Source organism: Puia sp., assembly GCF_036500295.1.
GTDB lineage: Bacteria > Bacteroidota > Bacteroidia > Chitinophagales > Chitinophagaceae > Puia.
On sequence record NZ_DASYCH010000099.1, the window covers coordinates 1 to 16,280 of the forward strand.

Annotated in this window: 13 protein-coding genes; 7 read left to right on the top strand and 6 right to left on the bottom strand. The window is 55.0% G+C overall.

The annotated features are described in order from the left end of the window. The 4 genes from VGM48_RS19445 to VGM48_RS19460 form a co-directional block, all read left to right on the top strand. On the top strand, positions 1-385 hold a 385-nt coding region (locus VGM48_RS19445), incomplete at its 5' end, for an SDR family NAD(P)-dependent oxidoreductase (RefSeq protein ID WP_331582094.1). Between the two features lie 24 nt (positions 386-409). Then, positions 410-1,315, top strand: a complete 906-nt coding sequence (locus tag VGM48_RS19450) for a helix-turn-helix domain-containing protein (protein WP_331582095.1) — start codon at positions 410-412, stop codon at positions 1,313-1,315. Positions 1,316-1,454: 139 nt separating this feature from the next. Beyond that, on the top strand, positions 1,455-3,623 hold the full coding sequence (locus VGM48_RS19455) for an outer membrane beta-barrel protein (protein ID WP_331582096.1): 2,169 nt from the start codon (positions 1,455-1,457) through the stop codon (positions 3,621-3,623). 114 nt (positions 3,624-3,737) lie between these two features. Then, complete coding sequence (locus VGM48_RS19460; RefSeq protein WP_331582097.1) at positions 3,738-4,292, top strand: hypothetical protein; 555 nt, start codon at positions 3,738-3,740, stop codon at positions 4,290-4,292. Between the two features lie 46 nt (positions 4,293-4,338). Here the strand turns inward: VGM48_RS19460 and VGM48_RS19465 are convergent, their stop codons facing one another. Continuing rightward, positions 4,339-5,250, bottom strand: a complete 912-nt coding sequence (locus tag VGM48_RS19465) for an AraC family transcriptional regulator (RefSeq protein WP_331582098.1) — start codon at positions 5,248-5,250, stop codon at positions 4,339-4,341. Between the two features lie 76 nt (positions 5,251-5,326). Here VGM48_RS19465 and VGM48_RS19470 point away from each other — a divergent pair, with 76 nt between their 5' ends. Further along, complete coding sequence (locus VGM48_RS19470; RefSeq protein WP_331582099.1) at positions 5,327-6,391, top strand: GDSL-type esterase/lipase family protein; 1,065 nt, start codon at positions 5,327-5,329, stop codon at positions 6,389-6,391. A gap of 38 nt (positions 6,392-6,429) precedes the next feature. On the opposite strand, the gene VGM48_RS19475 is transcribed toward VGM48_RS19470, so the two are convergent. Further along, a complete protein-coding gene (locus tag VGM48_RS19475; protein ID WP_331582100.1) occupies positions 6,430-7,434 on the bottom strand; it encodes a hypothetical protein in 1,005 nt (334 codons plus the stop codon). A 190-nt stretch (positions 7,435-7,624) separates the two neighbouring features. On the opposite strand from VGM48_RS19475, the gene VGM48_RS19480 reads away from it, so the two are divergent. Both VGM48_RS19480 and VGM48_RS19485 read left to right on the top strand, forming a co-directional pair. Continuing rightward, on the top strand, positions 7,625-8,209 hold the full coding sequence (locus VGM48_RS19480) for a hypothetical protein (RefSeq protein WP_331582101.1): 585 nt from the start codon (positions 7,625-7,627) through the stop codon (positions 8,207-8,209). Positions 8,210-8,313: 104 nt separating this feature from the next. Beyond that, positions 8,314-9,033, top strand: coding sequence for a hypothetical protein (locus VGM48_RS19485; protein WP_331582102.1), 720 nt, complete (start codon positions 8,314-8,316; stop codon positions 9,031-9,033). Here VGM48_RS19485 and VGM48_RS19490 read toward each other — a convergent pair. The 4 genes from VGM48_RS19490 to VGM48_RS19505 form a co-directional block, all read right to left on the bottom strand. After that, positions 9,020-10,504: a lipase maturation factor family protein gene (locus VGM48_RS19490; protein ID WP_331582103.1), complete on the bottom strand. Its 1,485-nt coding sequence runs from the start codon at positions 10,502-10,504 to the stop codon at positions 9,020-9,022. The genes VGM48_RS19485 and VGM48_RS19490 overlap by 14 nt on opposite strands. 6 nt (positions 10,505-10,510) lie before the next feature. Further along, positions 10,511-12,724: a xanthine dehydrogenase family protein molybdopterin-binding subunit gene (locus tag VGM48_RS19495; RefSeq protein WP_331582104.1), complete on the bottom strand. Its 2,214-nt coding sequence runs from the start codon at positions 12,722-12,724 to the stop codon at positions 10,511-10,513. 71 nt (positions 12,725-12,795) lie between these two features. Further along, positions 12,796-13,656 carry a hypothetical protein gene (locus VGM48_RS19500; protein ID WP_331582105.1) on the bottom strand — a complete coding sequence of 287 codons (861 nt, stop codon included), beginning with the start codon at positions 13,654-13,656 and terminating at the stop codon, positions 12,796-12,798. Positions 13,657-13,722: 66 nt separating this feature from the next. After that, on the bottom strand, positions 13,723-16,236 hold the full coding sequence (locus tag VGM48_RS19505) for a glycoside hydrolase family 9 protein (RefSeq protein ID WP_331582106.1): 2,514 nt from the start codon (positions 16,234-16,236) through the stop codon (positions 13,723-13,725). Positions 16,237-16,280 lie beyond the last annotated feature (44 nt).

A 16,280-nucleotide genomic window follows, 5' to 3' on the forward strand; every position in this document is an offset into this window, starting at 1 on the left:
GGCGCTTTATCATGCGACAAAATTTGCCGTGGAGGGGCTGACCGAATCCCTGCAATATGAACTCAACCCGTTTGGTATCCGGCTGAAGATCGTTGAGCCGGGCGGTTATCAGACGAATTTTTCCGGACGGTCGATGAGCTATTTTGGGGCGGACGGATTGGACGGATATGAACAGCCCTGGGACCAGTTCATGGCCAAAATAGCGGCGTGGCCCTATTCCGGAAATATCAGTGAAGTAGCGGAGGTGATCTATACGGCTGCTACGGATGGGTCTGAAAAGCTGCGTTACCCGGCGGGCCAGGATGCTTTTCATTTGCTGGAGGTGCGGCACCAGATGGACGATGAGACGTTTAAAAAGATGATGGTGGAGCGGATCGGGATTTAGGGTTTTTGTAAATTTGGAGTGACCATGAAAAAAGAATCTATTGTTGAAGTGGGATCGATCGGGGAGCTGCACGAATTCTTACACTATCCCCCGCCAAGGCATCCGCTGGTGAGTGTCATCAACCATGCCGATTTCTATGCCAGACGACCGAAGGAGGATATCCGGTACCGATTCGGGTTTTATACGATCTCGAGTAAGAAATTCGAGGGGCTGCTGTACTATGGGAAGAGCCACTATGATTTTAAGGAAGGCTCGCTGGTGTTTACCGCGCCGGGCCAGGTCATCGGCGCCAGCCCCCATATCAAGGTGGAAGAAGGATGGGGGGTGTTTGTTCATCCCGATCTGCTGCATGGGACGAGTCTTGGGAAGAGGATGCATGAGTACAGCTTTTTTCACTATGAGGTGAATGAGGCGTTGCATATCTCGGAGGAAGAGAATGCGATCATCAAGGATTGTGTCGATAAGATCGCCCGGGAGTACCGGGGAGCGATCGATAAGCATACGCAGGGGGTGATCGTCAGTAATATCGAGCTGCTTTTGAATTACTGTAACCGGTTTTATGACCGGCAGTTTTATACGCGGGCAAGGGTAAATGCCGATGTGGTGCAGCGGTTTGAGCTCCTGTTGAAGGAATATTTCGGGCAGCCTACGCTGATCGAGGCGGGGTTGCCGCCCGTGACGTATTTTTCTTCGCGGCTGAATTTATCCCCCAATTATTTATCCGATCTGCTGCAGAAGTCTACCGGTAAGAGTACGCTGGAGCATATCCATCTTGAATTGGTGGAGCGGGCGAAGTCTCTTTTATGGGGGACGGAGAATTCGATCAGCGAGATCGCGTATGAGCTGGGATTCGAGCATCCGTCGCATTTTACGAAGATCTTCAAGGCGAAAACGGGGAAGTCCCCGAGTGAGTACCGGAATGTGAACTAGGGCATTACCGGGGTAGTGAATTACCGGGTATCGGCAGATAATGACCGGCGGCGGGGGGCCGGGTTTAGCGGCTGCGGGAATTGGGGGTTGTGGTTGATCTTTGTTATCAACCATGAAGAATGCCTGTTTAATCTTTGTTTTGGCCTCGCTGTTGCCGGCATGGGCGATAGGGCAGGTCGGCGGTGATACGGTTCAACCGGCGCCTGTACATAAGTCGCTGAAGGAGGTGATCGTTACGGGCCGCACACCGCCGGTGGAGAGAAAACGGGATAAGATCATCGTGAATGTGGAGGCTTCGGTGACGAATACGGGGTCGACGGTGCTGGAGGTGTTGGAGCGTTCGCCAGGGGTGACGGTCGACAGGAGTGGAGGGATCACGCTGAATGGAAAGCAGGGGGTATTGGTGATGATCGACGACAAGCCAACCTATCTGTCCGGGGATGATCTCAACAACCTCCTCAGCAGCATGAGTTCCACGCAGGTGTCGCGGATCGAATTGATCGCCAACCCAAGCGCGAAATACGATGCGGCGGGAGGCGCGGGGATCATCAATATCAAGACGAAGAAAAATAAGAACGAAGGCTTTAACGGCAGTGTCACCACCTCTTATGGGCAGGGGGTTTATCCCAAGAACAATAACAGCGTCGTGTTGAATTACCGGAAGGGAAAGGTCAATAGTTTTCTCAACTACAGCTTTAACGACGTGAAATACCTGACCGATCTTTATGCGTACCGGAAGTATTACAATGACAGCAAGAGCAACGTCACGGCTATCCTTGAGCAGCCCGCTTATTTTACGGGTACGGTCATCAATAATACGGTAAAGACGGGAATGGACTATACGATATCGGCCAAGACGACGATCGGGATGGCATTGACGGGCGCGGATATTCACCGGAGCGGGAACAATACCGCGCATGCCAACTGGCTTCAGGCGGATGGGAGGATCGACTCCTCTATTCTTACCCTCAGCAAGCCGGAGAACCAGTTTCAGAACGGGGCCGTCAACCTCAATGGAAAACAATCCCTTTCGAAGAACGCCGAACTCACCGCCGATCTGGACTACCTGCATTATCATATGGAGGGAAAGCAGGACTTCGATAACCGGCTGCTTGAACAGGGGGGCTATGATGAGGTGTACCGCAACAATATCCCGACGACGATCCGGATCTTTTCCGGTAAGCTGGATGCCAATATCGGGCTTGGCGGGGATGTCTCGTTGCAGGCGGGGTTGAAGACCTCTTCCAGTCATACGGACAATGCTGCGACCTATCAGAACCGGGACAATCTGCAATGGGTGAAAGACGAGACGCGAAGCAACCATTTTGTCTACCGGGAGAATATCCAGGCGATGTATAGTTCGGTGGAGGGGAAATCGGGCCGGATCAGTTATCAGGGTGGGCTGCGATATGAGTATACTTCCTATACGGCGCATCAGTTTGGGAACAGTGTGCAACAGGATTCTTCGGTATCGCGCAAATACGGGGCCCTTTTCCCCAGCGGTTATTTATCGTATAAGCTGGATTCGCTGAACGGTCTGACGCTGACGATCGGGAGAAGGACGGACCGGCCGGCCTTTCAGAGTCTGAATCCCTTCCTGTATATCATCAACAAATATACCTACGAGACCGGCAATCCCTATCTGCTTCCGCAATATACCTGGAACTTCGAGCTGAGCCATCAGTATGGCAACCTGCTTACCACCAGCGTCTCTTATAGCCGGATCGAGAATTATTTTTCGCAGATATTTTTATCCGATACGTCGAAGACCATCCTGTACTATACGCAGGGGAATGTCGGGCAGGTGTATAATCTGGGGGTGTCGGCGAGTCTCAGCCTGTCGCCGGTGAAATGGTGGTCGGTGGAGTTGACGGCGGTGTTCAACCATAAGCAGCTGAGAGGGTTTAATGGAAACGGTTATACTTCGGAGATCAGCCAGCTCAATGTGAATATGAATAATCAGTTCAGCCTTGGAAAGGGCTATAACGGGGAGCTATCCGGCTTTTATACGACGCGGGCGCGGCAGGACATCCAGGAGCTGCTCTATCCGGCCGGACAGGTGTCAACCGGGCTGAGTAAGAGTATACTAAAGAAAAAAGGTACGATCAAGCTTAGCTATCGCGATATTTTCTACACCGGTGCGATGGAAGGGCTGACTTCTTTCCCGGATGCCACGGAATATTTCAAGCTGAAGAGGGACAGCCGGGTGCTTACGCTGGCCTTTATCTATCGGTTTGGTAAGTCTGGGAATACTGTTCGGCATCAGGATGGGGCGAGTGAGGAGAAGGAGCGGGTGCAGAATGGGTAGAAGACTGGCCAGGCTGGGGCGCCCGCCGGCGACTACAGATATATTCTTATTTTTTAATAAGTAAAATGTATTACCTTTTGGGGAATCATTTTTTAAACCCCAAAAGTTGCTATTATGAAAAGACACACCGCGATTCTGCTTGTGGTTATTCTTGCTGCATGCAACAGCGCTCCTTCCACGCCGGCGGCCGATCTGACGAAGCCGGCCAGTGATTCAACCGTGGTCAAGGAGATCAAATCTCCCTATCCTATCGCTTATTCCTCAAAGTTTACGATCGACGATCCGAAAAATGCCGAGAGCGTGCTGGCGCTATGGAAAGCCTATGATGACGGAAATTTGAGTGCTACCAAGGAGCTGATCGCCGATTCGATGGATGTGGATCTGGCGAGCGGGGCACACATGCGGTTGAGCCGGGATAGCATTATTGGGACTATTCAGAAGTTCCGCAGTATGTTCAAGAGTGCTGCCTCCAAGGTGGATGCGGTGATGGCGGTGAAGAGTGCGGATCGGAATGAGCATTGGGCGTTGATCTGGGGCACGGAGACGGATGTTCTGAAAAATGGAAAGGTGGATTCGAGTTATCTGCAGGAGACCTGGAGGTTTAACGAGAGCGGGAAGGCCGATTGGCTTATGCAGTTTAGCAGGGTGGCGACGCCGCCGAAGAAATAGATCGAGGAAATGTGTTTATAGAAAAGTCCCTGTTGTGGGGCTTTTTTTATTGGTGTTTTCGATAACGCTCGGGTTGCAAGCCATGGGCGGTTTTGAAGGCGCGGCAGAAGGCGCTGGGATCTTCGAAGCCGCATTGCCCAGCTATTTCCAGGACGGGAAGGGTGGATGTTTTTAGCAGGCGGGCGGCGTGGTCGAGCCGGAGGTTGACCAGGTAGCGATGGGGCGTGGTATTGAAGGCGGCGCGGAATTGACGGACCAGCTGGGGGGTGGAGAGGCAGGCGGCTTTGGCGATGGTCCGGAGATCGAGCGGTTCGCCATAGGAGGACTGGAGGAGGTCTTTGGCGATGCAGAGCCGTTTGAATATTTCGCGTCTTGTAACCGGCTTGAGGGCGTTAACCCTTGCGGCGTGGGTAAGTTGGGATCGATGGGTGCGGATCAAATGGCGGAGAAAGAAGATGAAGTATTCGTCCGTGGCGTCGCCATTGTAGTCCTGGATGTCGAGATGGAGGAGGAAAGAGTTGAGTTGGCGTTGTAATTCGGGTTCTACCGGATAGAGAGTTTGAAAAAATTCAATGCTATCCTTACCCGCGGGGTCCGGATCGTCGATGGATGCCGCATCACCGCGGGTGGTATCGGCGAAGACCTCGCGGGCGAATTCCTTTTTGAAGAACAGGGACAGGATCCTTGCGGATGTGTTTTTGTGGATACGGCAGGAATAGGGTTGATCGTCGTTCAAAATAAGGAATTGCCCCGGCCGGACAGCGATCTGGCGACCGCCGATCCCATAACATTCTTCCCCGGCGAGCACTGTTTTAAAGGAAAGGCAACCTACGTGGTTGTCGCAGCCGGCCTGTTTGCTCCAGGCGTTGAATATGATGTTCTGATTTTGGAACCGGCTGAAATGCAGCTGCTCATTAAACCCGGGCTTTGTATGATCCGGAAGTTGGGTAAAATACATAATTGAGCATTTTGGCACATGGGGCCGTTCTTGTAAGTTATAGTTTTGCGGGTGAAATCTGAAAATATTTTTCCGCATGAACGACTTTTACCGACTTCTTTTCCCACTTGTAATTTTTTCCGCCGGCTGTAGCTCCCGGCCGCCGGCTGACGGCGGGGTGAACCTGAAAAACCTGGTCACCGACTTCTTCCGGGGAATCGAGGAGAAGGATACAGGGCGGATGCGCCGGCTGACGACGGACGATTTTGTGCTTTATGAAGAGGGATTAGTTTGGAACAACGACAGCGGCTTTAATAATATCCGGCGTAGCCTTCCTTTTTACGTCAAGTATGTCCTGAGTGATTTTGTGATCCATGTCGATGTCCATTCGGGGGATGCCCGGTTTAACAACCATGCCGATTTTGTCTTTGATGATACCGTCAAAATGAGTTTTGATTGGGTGGAAAGCGCCACTTTCCGGAAGACGGCCGATGGTTGGAAGATGAACTTTCTGAGCGTGGCGAGACATATGGGGTATACTCCGCCGCGATATGACACCATGCGATTTGCAAGGGAACGTTATGCAAAGCGTGTGACGGACTTTGCGAAGGAGCCGATCAGGGAGGGCGGGACCGTTTTCCTGGGCAACAGCCTGACCGAATTTGGGGACTGGAAAAAACTGCTTAATGATTCGGATGTCGTCAATCGCGGGATCGCGGGGGATAATACGTTTGGGATGCTTGACCGACTGGGGGATGTGCTTGCGCGGCGACCGAAGAAGATCTTTATCGAGGCCGGGATCAATGATCTTGCCCAGGATATTCCGCCCGGAGTGATCGTTGGCAATATCCTTGTTATCATGGGAAGGATCAAGGCTGCGTGTCCGGGGGGTGCGATCTATGTCCATAGTGTGTTGCCGACCAATGCCGACGCGAGGACGGAATACCCTGAGGTTGTTGGAAAGAATGCGTTGGTGGTGGATCTGGACCGGGCATTGAAAAGCGCTGTTGAGGAGAGGGGTGGGGTATATATCGATGTGAAGGCTGTGGTGGAGGATGGGCAAGGCGATCTTGACCGGAGGTATGCGAAACCCGATGGGCTTCATCTTAATTCCGCGGGTTATGCGGAGTGGGCGAACCTTCTGCGGAGAATGAGGCGGTAAAAGAAAGGGTCGTCTCCCCAGAGACGACCCTTTCTTTATCAGTAGGGGGCGATGAACGTATAGGTTTTGTCGCCGATGGTCCAGACTGCTTTGAAGTAATAATAACCGGTGCCGGGGCAGGAGGTTGGGTTGCCGCTGGAATCGAGGCCGTAGGTGATGTCGAGGGTGACTGCTTTGCGGATGGTTTCGGTCTGGCCGCTGGTGAGCCGCCAGTCGCAATCCTGTTCGACGACGAGGGGTTGGACGATGAGGGTTTCGAATGAGTTGCCGAAGCGGTTGGTGCCCCAGATGGCGATGTTGCTGTTGGTGCCGTCGGAATGGGTTCCGGTGGTTGTCATGACGACTCCATTACTGTACGTGAACACTCTTTGTTTTGCAACGTTCCAGGTGCGGGTGGCACTGTCGGCAAACTGGACGGTCAGATTGTTGGCGGTGACGGTGTGCGTGATCGTGGTGAGGCTTGCGAGATCGCGAAGAAGACCGCCGGAGACATTTGTAAAGGTGTAGGTCCCGTTGATGATGATGGTCTTTTGATCGCGGATTCGGGTGATCTTCAGGTTATTGATGTTTACGGTTACTACGGCGCCTTTATCTTTCCAATGGGTGCCGATGGGGATCGCGATGGTGATGACGCCGGTACGGGTCCGGTGACCTGCGCAGCCGAGACCGTTGTAGGTGATGATGAGTTCGCGCAGGCCATTGGCGGTGTCGGTTGTTACGGTTGCGTCGCAGAGATTGTAAAGGATCTGCAGGCCGCCGGTTCCATCGGTTTGAAGGCCGGAACCCGTGCCGGTGGACGCTACACCACTGAAGGCGGCGCTGGTGTTCAGTGAATTGTTGATGTCGTCTTCGGCGGCATTCAACTCTGTGGTGACCTGGCTTTCGTCATCCACCTGTGTCTGCACCTGAGCCGTGCTGTTGTTGGGTGCGGTGCTGTTGCCGGTGTTGTTGCTACCTGTAGTAGAATTGCTTTTGTTGCAAGCAATGATCAGGCCGGCGACGACGGCTGTGGTCGCCAGCGAGATAATGAATCTCGTTTTCATGATTTGTAAATTTTAGTTGAAGTAGTAGGTAGAAGGCGAATTTTAATGCGGGTTTAACCCGGGCACCTAATATATTTTCCTTCTGTCCTATTTTTCAAAATTTTATGTATGAGGGTTAAACCTTCAGTGAATTGAATAGTCTGAATTCATTTTTTAGGGTATCTTGGTGGATAGCTAAACCCCTACTACCATGGATATTGAATTTGTTCGGGAGAATTATCAGCGAATGCCGGATGCCGAACTTGTTCGGGTCGCGACCGAAGATTCGGCGGGCCTGACGCCGGAGGCTCAGGAGATAGTAAAAGAGGAGATACAAAAGCGAGGTCTTAACAAGGCCATCATCAGCGGCGTGGAGGCGCAGAACAAGAGTTATACGACCAAAGAGATCGATCATTATTGCGAGCTGGTGCGGACATTGGACTGCCCGATGTGCGGATCGGCTGAATCTCCGCTTAACGCTACTATCACGAGTGAGGTGATGAGCTTTATCATCCTTACGCAACGAACCAACAAAGTGAAGGTCGCCTGTCCGGGTTGCCTGGACAAGGCCAATAACCGGGCACTGACAAAGACAGCTGTGCTTGGCTGGTGGGGAGTTCCGTGGGGGATCATCCGCAGTGTACAAGCCATTACCCGAAATATCAGCAGTAAGCGGACGAACCGTGCCGAGGGGCCTAATGATACTTTGCGGAGTTATGTTCTGTCGAGGATTGGTCGATTAGAGACGTATAAGGGCAGCACGGAGAAGCTGCAGGAGATCATTTCTTCGGAATAATATCGTTTGCGAAGAGCAACGGTTTAAAATAAGGGGTGAGGCGTTGAAAAGGAGTCCGGGGGAACGGGCGATAGGGGTAGTATTGCGCAAATAAATTTTCGGTTATGAAAGTTTTTCTGACGCTATTGCTTCTGGGTATCTGGCGCCCGTTTACCAGCGAACCTCTCGTGATCCAACCTGGTGATAGGATCATCCGCTATGACCGGATCCGGCCGGCGCATGAATTTTACAAGAATGTGATCCGGGATTCGGCCGGTAATATCCGCTATGAATTTATGATGGAGAACATGAGCTTTGTCGATTCGGCAAAGGGGCGGATCATTTTTGCGAGAAGCCGCCAGGTGCCGGCGGGGCAATTCTCGACGGATACTTCGGTGACGGACCTGCAGCTGAAGCCGGTGAGGATGCATGAGATCCATTACCAGCGGGGGGTGAGTTTCGATATGGAGTTTGGGGCGACGGCTGCGACGGTGATCACGGACCGAAAAGGAGTCATGTCGACAAAGGAATATCCGATGAAGGCCGGGTATTTCGAGGATAATATGATCGAATATATCTTTGGCTGGCTTGCCTTGAAGAAGGGTGTCGTTTACCGGCTGGACAATTTTAACAAGGACACGCCGGAACCATCCGATCCTTATGAATTAGAGTATGTTTTTGATGACGAATGGGATCTTGCGCCGGGCCACCGGACGCTTTACCGGGTTTTCCGTTTTGTACATGGAAAGACCACAGGTCATATCTGGATCGATAATGAGACAAACAGCATTGTAAAGACTGTGGCAGTTTTCCCGGGAGGGTCGTATTTCCTTACCCGCCAGTGATCGATCTGAGGCGGGGATCGTCCGCGGACAACGGCGGCAGCCAGATGGCGAGTCGTTCACGCGTCCAATACTGGTGGGTGGGGTTGCCGGGTCTTGCGAAGGAATAGTGATAGAGGACGGCGCGGATGTAACGGGGTGGCTTATCCGGGAAGGGATTGGCGGCGAAGAGACTTAGTGCGCCGGGATCATTTTGCAGGAGTTTGACGATGAGTCTGACGGTCCAGGGATATTCGTCGGGTGTCGACATGGCGGCGAACCACATCTGCCAGTCGAGGCGGGGTTGGTAGGGTGCGACCTGGGGCGGGCGTTTGTCGAGGGCGACGGGCAGGGCTTTGTAGGGATAGGATTTCCAGCCGGCGTTGTCGGTGGTGTCGGTTGCGGTGCCTTCGAAGACGATATTGTAGCGTTGTTCGCCTACCGATCCAAAGGCGCCGTAGGTATTGACGAGATTGAGGGGATCGAAGGAGGTGTTCATGATCTGTTGCGGGGACAGCATATTCAGCACCGGTTGGATGCTGAGAAGACCGATAAGGATGGTGACGGACCAGGCGGTGATGGTCATTGCGCGGGAGGGTTCGGAGTTGGCTTCCGCGGACGCGGCTTTTTGGACGAGCCGGCGGGGAAGGAGCTTTGACCAACAGTCGTCGTCGAAGCATGCGAGGGCGGGAACGATGGTCAGCCAGTTGAGGAAGGAGAGATTGCCGCTAAGGATGAGAATAATTTGAAGGCCGATGATGATGATCCCGGCGATGGGGCGGCCTTTGCGTGGCCAGAAGACAAAGAAGGGCGCGAGGAGCTCTGCGAGCCAGTTATAGTAGATGCCGGCCTTGAGTGCGCCGTGGGGCAGGAAATGAAACCAGCGGCTAAGCGGTCCGGGGATGGGCTGGGTCTCGAAATGATAATAGAGGGCCGTCGCGTTGCGCCAGACCTCATCGCCGCGAAGCTTTATGAGACCGGCGCCAAGCATGATGCGGCAGATGAGCCATTGAAAGAGAATGATGACCAGTTTTGGCGGTGGGGTTGCCGGGAAGGGGCGCCAGTCGCGCAGGGGGCAGAGGAAGATCGCGAGGAAGCCGGTTTCGAGGAGTTGGATCTCCCAGCCATAGCCATACCATTCCTGGCCGACGTTGACGATCGACATATACAGAAACCAGCATAGCGCCATGATGATCGCGTTGGCGAAGCCGGCGATCACGAGCAGGGAAAGGAGCAGACCGAGCCAGGCGACGATGAGCAGGGACGTGTCGGAATGATCCAGCCAAAACAAAGAAGGGAGGTGAAAGAAACCGGAGGTTGAGCCGATGGAGTCGCTGATGCGCCGGAGGAAGTCACCTACGGGCAGGAGGCCGTTTGCCCCGATGAGGGGAATCAGCTGGTTGATGGCTGCGAGGAAGGCTATGGCGTAGACTACGCCCAGCAAGCGGAGGATGAGGAAGCGGGTGAGCCAGTAGGATGGAGCGAGGCTCTGCATGGTGGACTAGGATTTTCGAGGGTTGGATGCTGACGAAAAGTCGATGTTGCCTATTGGAAGGGAGCGGACGCGGATGCCACAGGCGTTGTGGATGGCGTTGACGATGGCGGCTGCCGCGGGGCCCTGGGCGGCTTCGCCGGCGCCGAGGGGTGGTTCCTCGGGGCGATCGATCACGATGACTTCGACTTCGGGTGACTGGTTGATGCGCATGACGGGGTAGGTGAACCAGTGGCGGCTGGTGATCTGGTGCTCGTCGAATTTAACCTGTTCGAACAGGGTCCAGCTGGCGGATTGGATCATGCCGCCTTCGATCTGGTTTTTTATTCCATCGGCATTGATGACCTCACCAGCGTCGACGGTGGCCCACATCTTGTGGATGCGGACGGCGCCGGTAGTTTTGTCGACGGACACGTGGGCGGCTACGGCGCACCATGCGCCGTTGTTTTTATAACGGGAGAAGGCGATGCCGATGCCACTTGCGTGGGTGGCGGATTTTGCGGGGGAATCGGGGAGTTGTTTTTTTAGTTCGCGGAGGATGGTCTTTGACCGGTCGTCGGAGAGGTGTTGGAGGCGGAATTCGAAGGGGTCCATTTTCGCGGCGGCGGCGAGCTCATCCATGAAACTCTCGATGGCGAAGAGATTGGCGTAGGCGCCGAGGCTGCGGAGGGATGAGGTTCGGAGGGGGCCGTCGAAGAAGTTGGCCAGGATCTGCCGGTTGGGGATGTCGTAATACGGTTCGGCATTTCTGCTGGCGCCGCCGCTGAATCCGGAGGGCTTTTCGGTCAGGGGATGTTCGATATAATGTGCCGGCAGGAGGTTGGCGGGGTTGCCGCCGGGGCGGGCGCCGTGGGTATCCGACCAGAAGCTGTATTTCCAATGGGTGATATTGCCGGCGGCGGTTATTGCCGCTTCGAGGTCCATGACCATGGCGCTGCCGTAGGGTTCCCAGCCATGTTCATCGAGCCGGGACCATTGAACGCGGATATGTTTGCCGGGGATGGACATTGCGATGAGGGCGGCATCGGCGGCGACGTCATCGGCGCCATTGTGGCCGTAGCAGCCGGGGCCGGGTACTCCTTTTACATGGATGTTCTCTTCTTCCAGGTGTAATAGCCGGGCGATAGTTTCGCGCAGGGGATAGACGCCCTGGGTATGGGACCAGATGTCCAGCTTGCCATTGGCGTAGATGGCCACGGCGCAGGAGGGGCCCATGGCGCCGTGCATGATATAGGGTTTGAAATAGCTTGCTTTTATTGTTGTGCCGGTAGGCATCGTTGACCTGTCGCCTTTTTCGGTAACTTTTTCGGGGTGGGCCGGCAAGGTGCGGATATAGGCGGCGAGCTGGCCGGGCTCCAGTTTCGGCAGGAGGTTGTCGTCCGACCATTTGACGTCTGCCGCAAGGATGCGTTCGGCACTGATGGCCTCATATTCGGTGGGTGCGACGACGGCGAGGAAGCTGCCGTTGACGATGGTCTTTGTTTGGGGCAGAGCGTTTTTGAGGGGCTGATCGTCCAGTCTTTCGAGACGGGCGCCATAACGTGGGGGGTGAACGATGCGGGCGTGGAGCATACCGGGGAACTTAAGATCGTGTACGTATACCGGCTTTCCGCTGACGATGCGTTTTACATCATCCCGCTGGATGGCTTTGCCGACGAAGCGATATTTCTCCTTTGCCTTTAGGGTGACGGGCATGCGAACCTCGTCGACGAGTTGTTGGCCGTTTAGTAATTGGTCAAGGGTGATCGAGACCCGCTTTTTTGTGTCGGTGATGCGACCCTTGCTGAATGTGAGTTGGGTGACGGGGACCGTCCATTTTTGTGCGGCCAGCTGGAGCAGGCGTTGGCGGGCTGCCGCGGCGGCATAGCGGACGGCGATGGCGCTGGCTTCGATGGAGTTGCTGCCGGCGGTATAGCCTTCGTCGGGGGTGCGGCCTGTTTCGGCGAGGAGGACTTCCACCTGGTTCATGTCGAGATCTAGTTCTTCTGCGGCCATCTGGGCTACCGCGGTGCGGATGCCCTGGCCGAGTTCGATCTTGCCGGTGAGGACGCGGACCCTGCCGTCGGCGAGGAGTTCGAGCCAGGCGTTGATATGGGGGTTACGGCGGAGGTCGCCGGGGAGTTGCTGCGAGGGGTCCCGCCAGGAGAAGGCTTCTCCTGTGAGGCAGAATCCGATGGTGAGGCTGCCAATCGTCCGGATGAAATCTCTTCGAGTTTGGCGCATGGTGAGCAGATTGAAAAGATGGGTCGCGGGACGGGGTACTGTAAGTTACGAATTTTCGCTTTTTGCCGGAGTTAAAGGATGATGAATAAGATGAGCAGCGGATAGAGCAGCCAGCTGACGGTGAGGACCGGGCTGAGGGACAGAAGTTTTGTCCGGCGGAGATGCTCGAGCAGCATGGCTGTCGCGACCAGGAGGAAGTAGCCGGTGGTTATGCCGGGCGATTTTTGGATGAGGGATGCGGCGGCGAGCAGGGGTAGTAAGAGCAGGGCGCCGGCCAGGGAGATGGTCATCATGTTGCCAAGGTATTCCCAGCGTTTGGCGGGGGCTATCACGCTTATGATCAGGCCCTGGATGAGGAGCTGGCCGCCGACGATGGCGGATGCGTGCCAGGGAGTGCCGGCGGGAATGCCACCGGTGAACTGCCTTGCGAGTGCGGTGAGGAGGTAGGTGACGATGGAGCAGGTCAAGACCAGATAGGCGAGGCGGTAGCGGAGTTTAAAGGTGGGTTGGAAGACGTGGGTATCTATTTTTGGCGCGGGGATGGCGACGTTGGGAGAAGCAGGGATGATGACCTTGCCATTGGCGGGGATAATGACCTTGCGGTTATAGGAAATGAACGCATACGTTTTGCGCATGATCCAATGGAAGGGTTTGCAGGAAAAGAGGGGTTTGAGCATGGGGAAGGAATTGGCGATCACGGCAAAGAGGCTGTCGATGCCGTAGCGGACCTCGCCGGTGGTTTTATCGATGAGGGCGATCTCGTTGACGGCGCGCTGGCGATCCACCAGGGGGCAGGCGAATTCGGGCATATGCTGATAGGGGGCCCGGCCTTCGTCGTCGAGCATGCCGGTGGTGGTGAAGGCTCTTGTGTAGACTTTGCACATCGGACATTCGGCGTCATAGAGGATCACATGATCTTTTAAACTTTTCATGTTCGGAGCTTTTGCTCCTATAAAGGTAGACGTTTTGTTTTATATTTTCAATAATTATTGAAAGTTTTAGTTAGTTTGAACGGCCAATAACTGGTCGATGCGGAGAGGTTGATAGCCAATAGATTGCAGCCAGGTCAGGAGCTGGTCGAGGCGGTTGTAGAGTTTGTCTTTGCGGCGGGGGTCGGTGCCGGCGTGGATGAGGATGATGGCGCCGTTGAGGCCGGCGGGGCGGGAGGATTGGAATTGCCGGAGGGTTTTAAGGATGGTGTCGCTGCTGAGGTAGGTTGTGCCGAGTTGGGGATAGGTATAGTCGGCGTTTGTGCGGATGCCGGGGGTGAAGTTGACCAGTCGCCAGCCGATCCGGCGGGCCCAGGAAGCGATGCTATCGTTCCACCATTCATAGGGTGGGATGAAGAAGTTTGCGTGTTTGGTGTCGATGTCGAGGGCTTTGATGGAGGCGAGGCATTTTTTCAGATCGGTGCGAAAGCTGTCGGTGGTGACGAGGAGGCTGTCGCGGCGAATCCAATCATTGTACAGGAGATGTTGGTCGGAATGGGGGCCGAGGTAGTGGTGGTCTTTGTTCAGTTGTTGGATGGAGGCGCGGAAGGCGGGGTTGCGGTAGAAGCGGCCGGTGAAGAAGAAGGAGGCCCGGACCTGGTGTTTGCTGAGGGCTTTGCTTATGGCGGGGAGGCCGTCACCGAATTCATCGCCGGTGAAGACGAGCGCGACTGTTTTGCGGGTGGAGTCGCCGCGGATGATGGCGCCGTGGGAAAGGGTATTGGCTCCGTTGGCGGCCTGGTCCCGACCTTGGGAGGAAGTATAATGCGGATCTCCGGCCTGGGACTGTTCGGCGGCGAGGAGATAGACGAGTGAGGCGGTGCCGTCCATCGTTGGTTCGTTGGTGCTATAGTCGCCATAGTCATCGTGGTAGACGGCGAGATCGCTTTGGAAGGGCTGATAACTGTCTTCGTGGGAGAGGCGGATGCCGATCAGGTGAGAATAGATCGAGGTGTAAACAGGTCCGTCCACGAGTGCCCCGTCGATGGGATAATTTTTCAGATGGGTGAAGGCCGAATGGGGATCGACCGGGGTGTCACCGTCGGCGGGTAGTCCATAGACCATGCTGGTGCCCCAGGGATTGCAGCCGAAGATCCAGTCGAAGCAAGCCTGTTCGAGGGGCTGGTAGCGATTGTCGCCGGTGAGGCGGCGATACCAGTAGCATTGGATCGCAAAGGAGACCGTCAGATTGTTGCTGCACCAGATGAACGGGATGGCGCGGTAAAAGGCGTTGGCTTTTGCTTTTTGCCAGACCCGGTCGATGCCTTCGCGGTACCAGGCGATGAGGCTGTCTTGGCGGGGGCCGGTGAGTTGTTTGGCCAGTTCATAATGTCCGAGGTTGATAAAGGGATACCATTGATAGTGATTGGCGGTGTCTTTGCCGAGCCAGGGGGTGATCTTTTCCTGCTGGGCATATTCCCAGGCCTTATCGGGTTTTGCGAGGGCGGCGGCGGCGAGTTCCATATCGTCGGTCCAGTTGTCTTCGGCGTAGATATATGGGGAGAGAACGGAGGCGGTTTGTGCGACCCCGGGTTTTTCGATGCCGAGTTGGAGGGCGGATCGTGCATGGCCGCGGAGTGTAGTGGCATAGTTGCTGTCGAAGGGCGTGAGCAGCCTGCTGCCCAGCGCGAAGGCGGCGGCAAACTTCCCGGCGGTGGAGGCGACGCCGGTGGTATGGTTCATGAACTTGCCGCGAACCTGCGGGAGGCCGGTGCAGAAGTATACAGGTCGCTCCAGTCCTCTACCATAAAAGTTTGTATCTTCTTTTGGGATACGCATGCCGCGATGATCGCGGTCGTCGCCGAGTTGATTGAAGAGCCAGTCGGGGCGGGGATGCATTTTCAGCAACCAGTCCAGGCCCCATTTTGCTTCATCGAGGATGTCGGGGATCCGGTTGGCGCCATCGAGACCGTTGGCTTGTTTCTGGTCGGTGAATGCTGCCGGGAAGTCACGCCAGGCGGCCAGGAGGTGAAAGACGGCGTTGGCGGTGGTGGTAGAATATTGCAGATAGTCGCTGGCGTCATGCCAGCCACCGACGACATCGATATGGGTGCTGTCGGGTACGGGGGCATAGAGGGTATAGCCATCGTGGGTATGGCAGGAGTCTTTCAGGAAGGGGTTGAAGCCGCTGCGTTGCTGGCGCAAATAGCGGAGACAGAAATCCGCGGCCCCGGCATACACCTGTGGATCGATGGAGAAGGGGGGTGAGGAGAGGGTATCCGCTTTTATATAATAACGGCCTGTTTTTTTGAAGGCGGAGAAATCGAGGCGGCGGGTGTCGGTGAAGGGGCCATAGGCGCCGAAGGCGATACCGGTGTTGCCGGTGAAGACTGTTTTTTTTGTTTCGGCGTCGATGAGTTGGAAGCGTGTGGAATGGATGGGCGATTTGGCTCCGAGTACGGCGGTTTTTGTGCCGGCCGGGGCATAGCCGAGCTGGTTGATCCGGATCCAGGCGGTGGGTTGCTGTCCCTGGGTGTAGCAAAGAGTTGCCGATAGCAGTACGGTGAGAATAAATTTATTCATTGTCGGCTAAAGGTAAATTTTTCTGGGGTGTTGGCTATATTTAT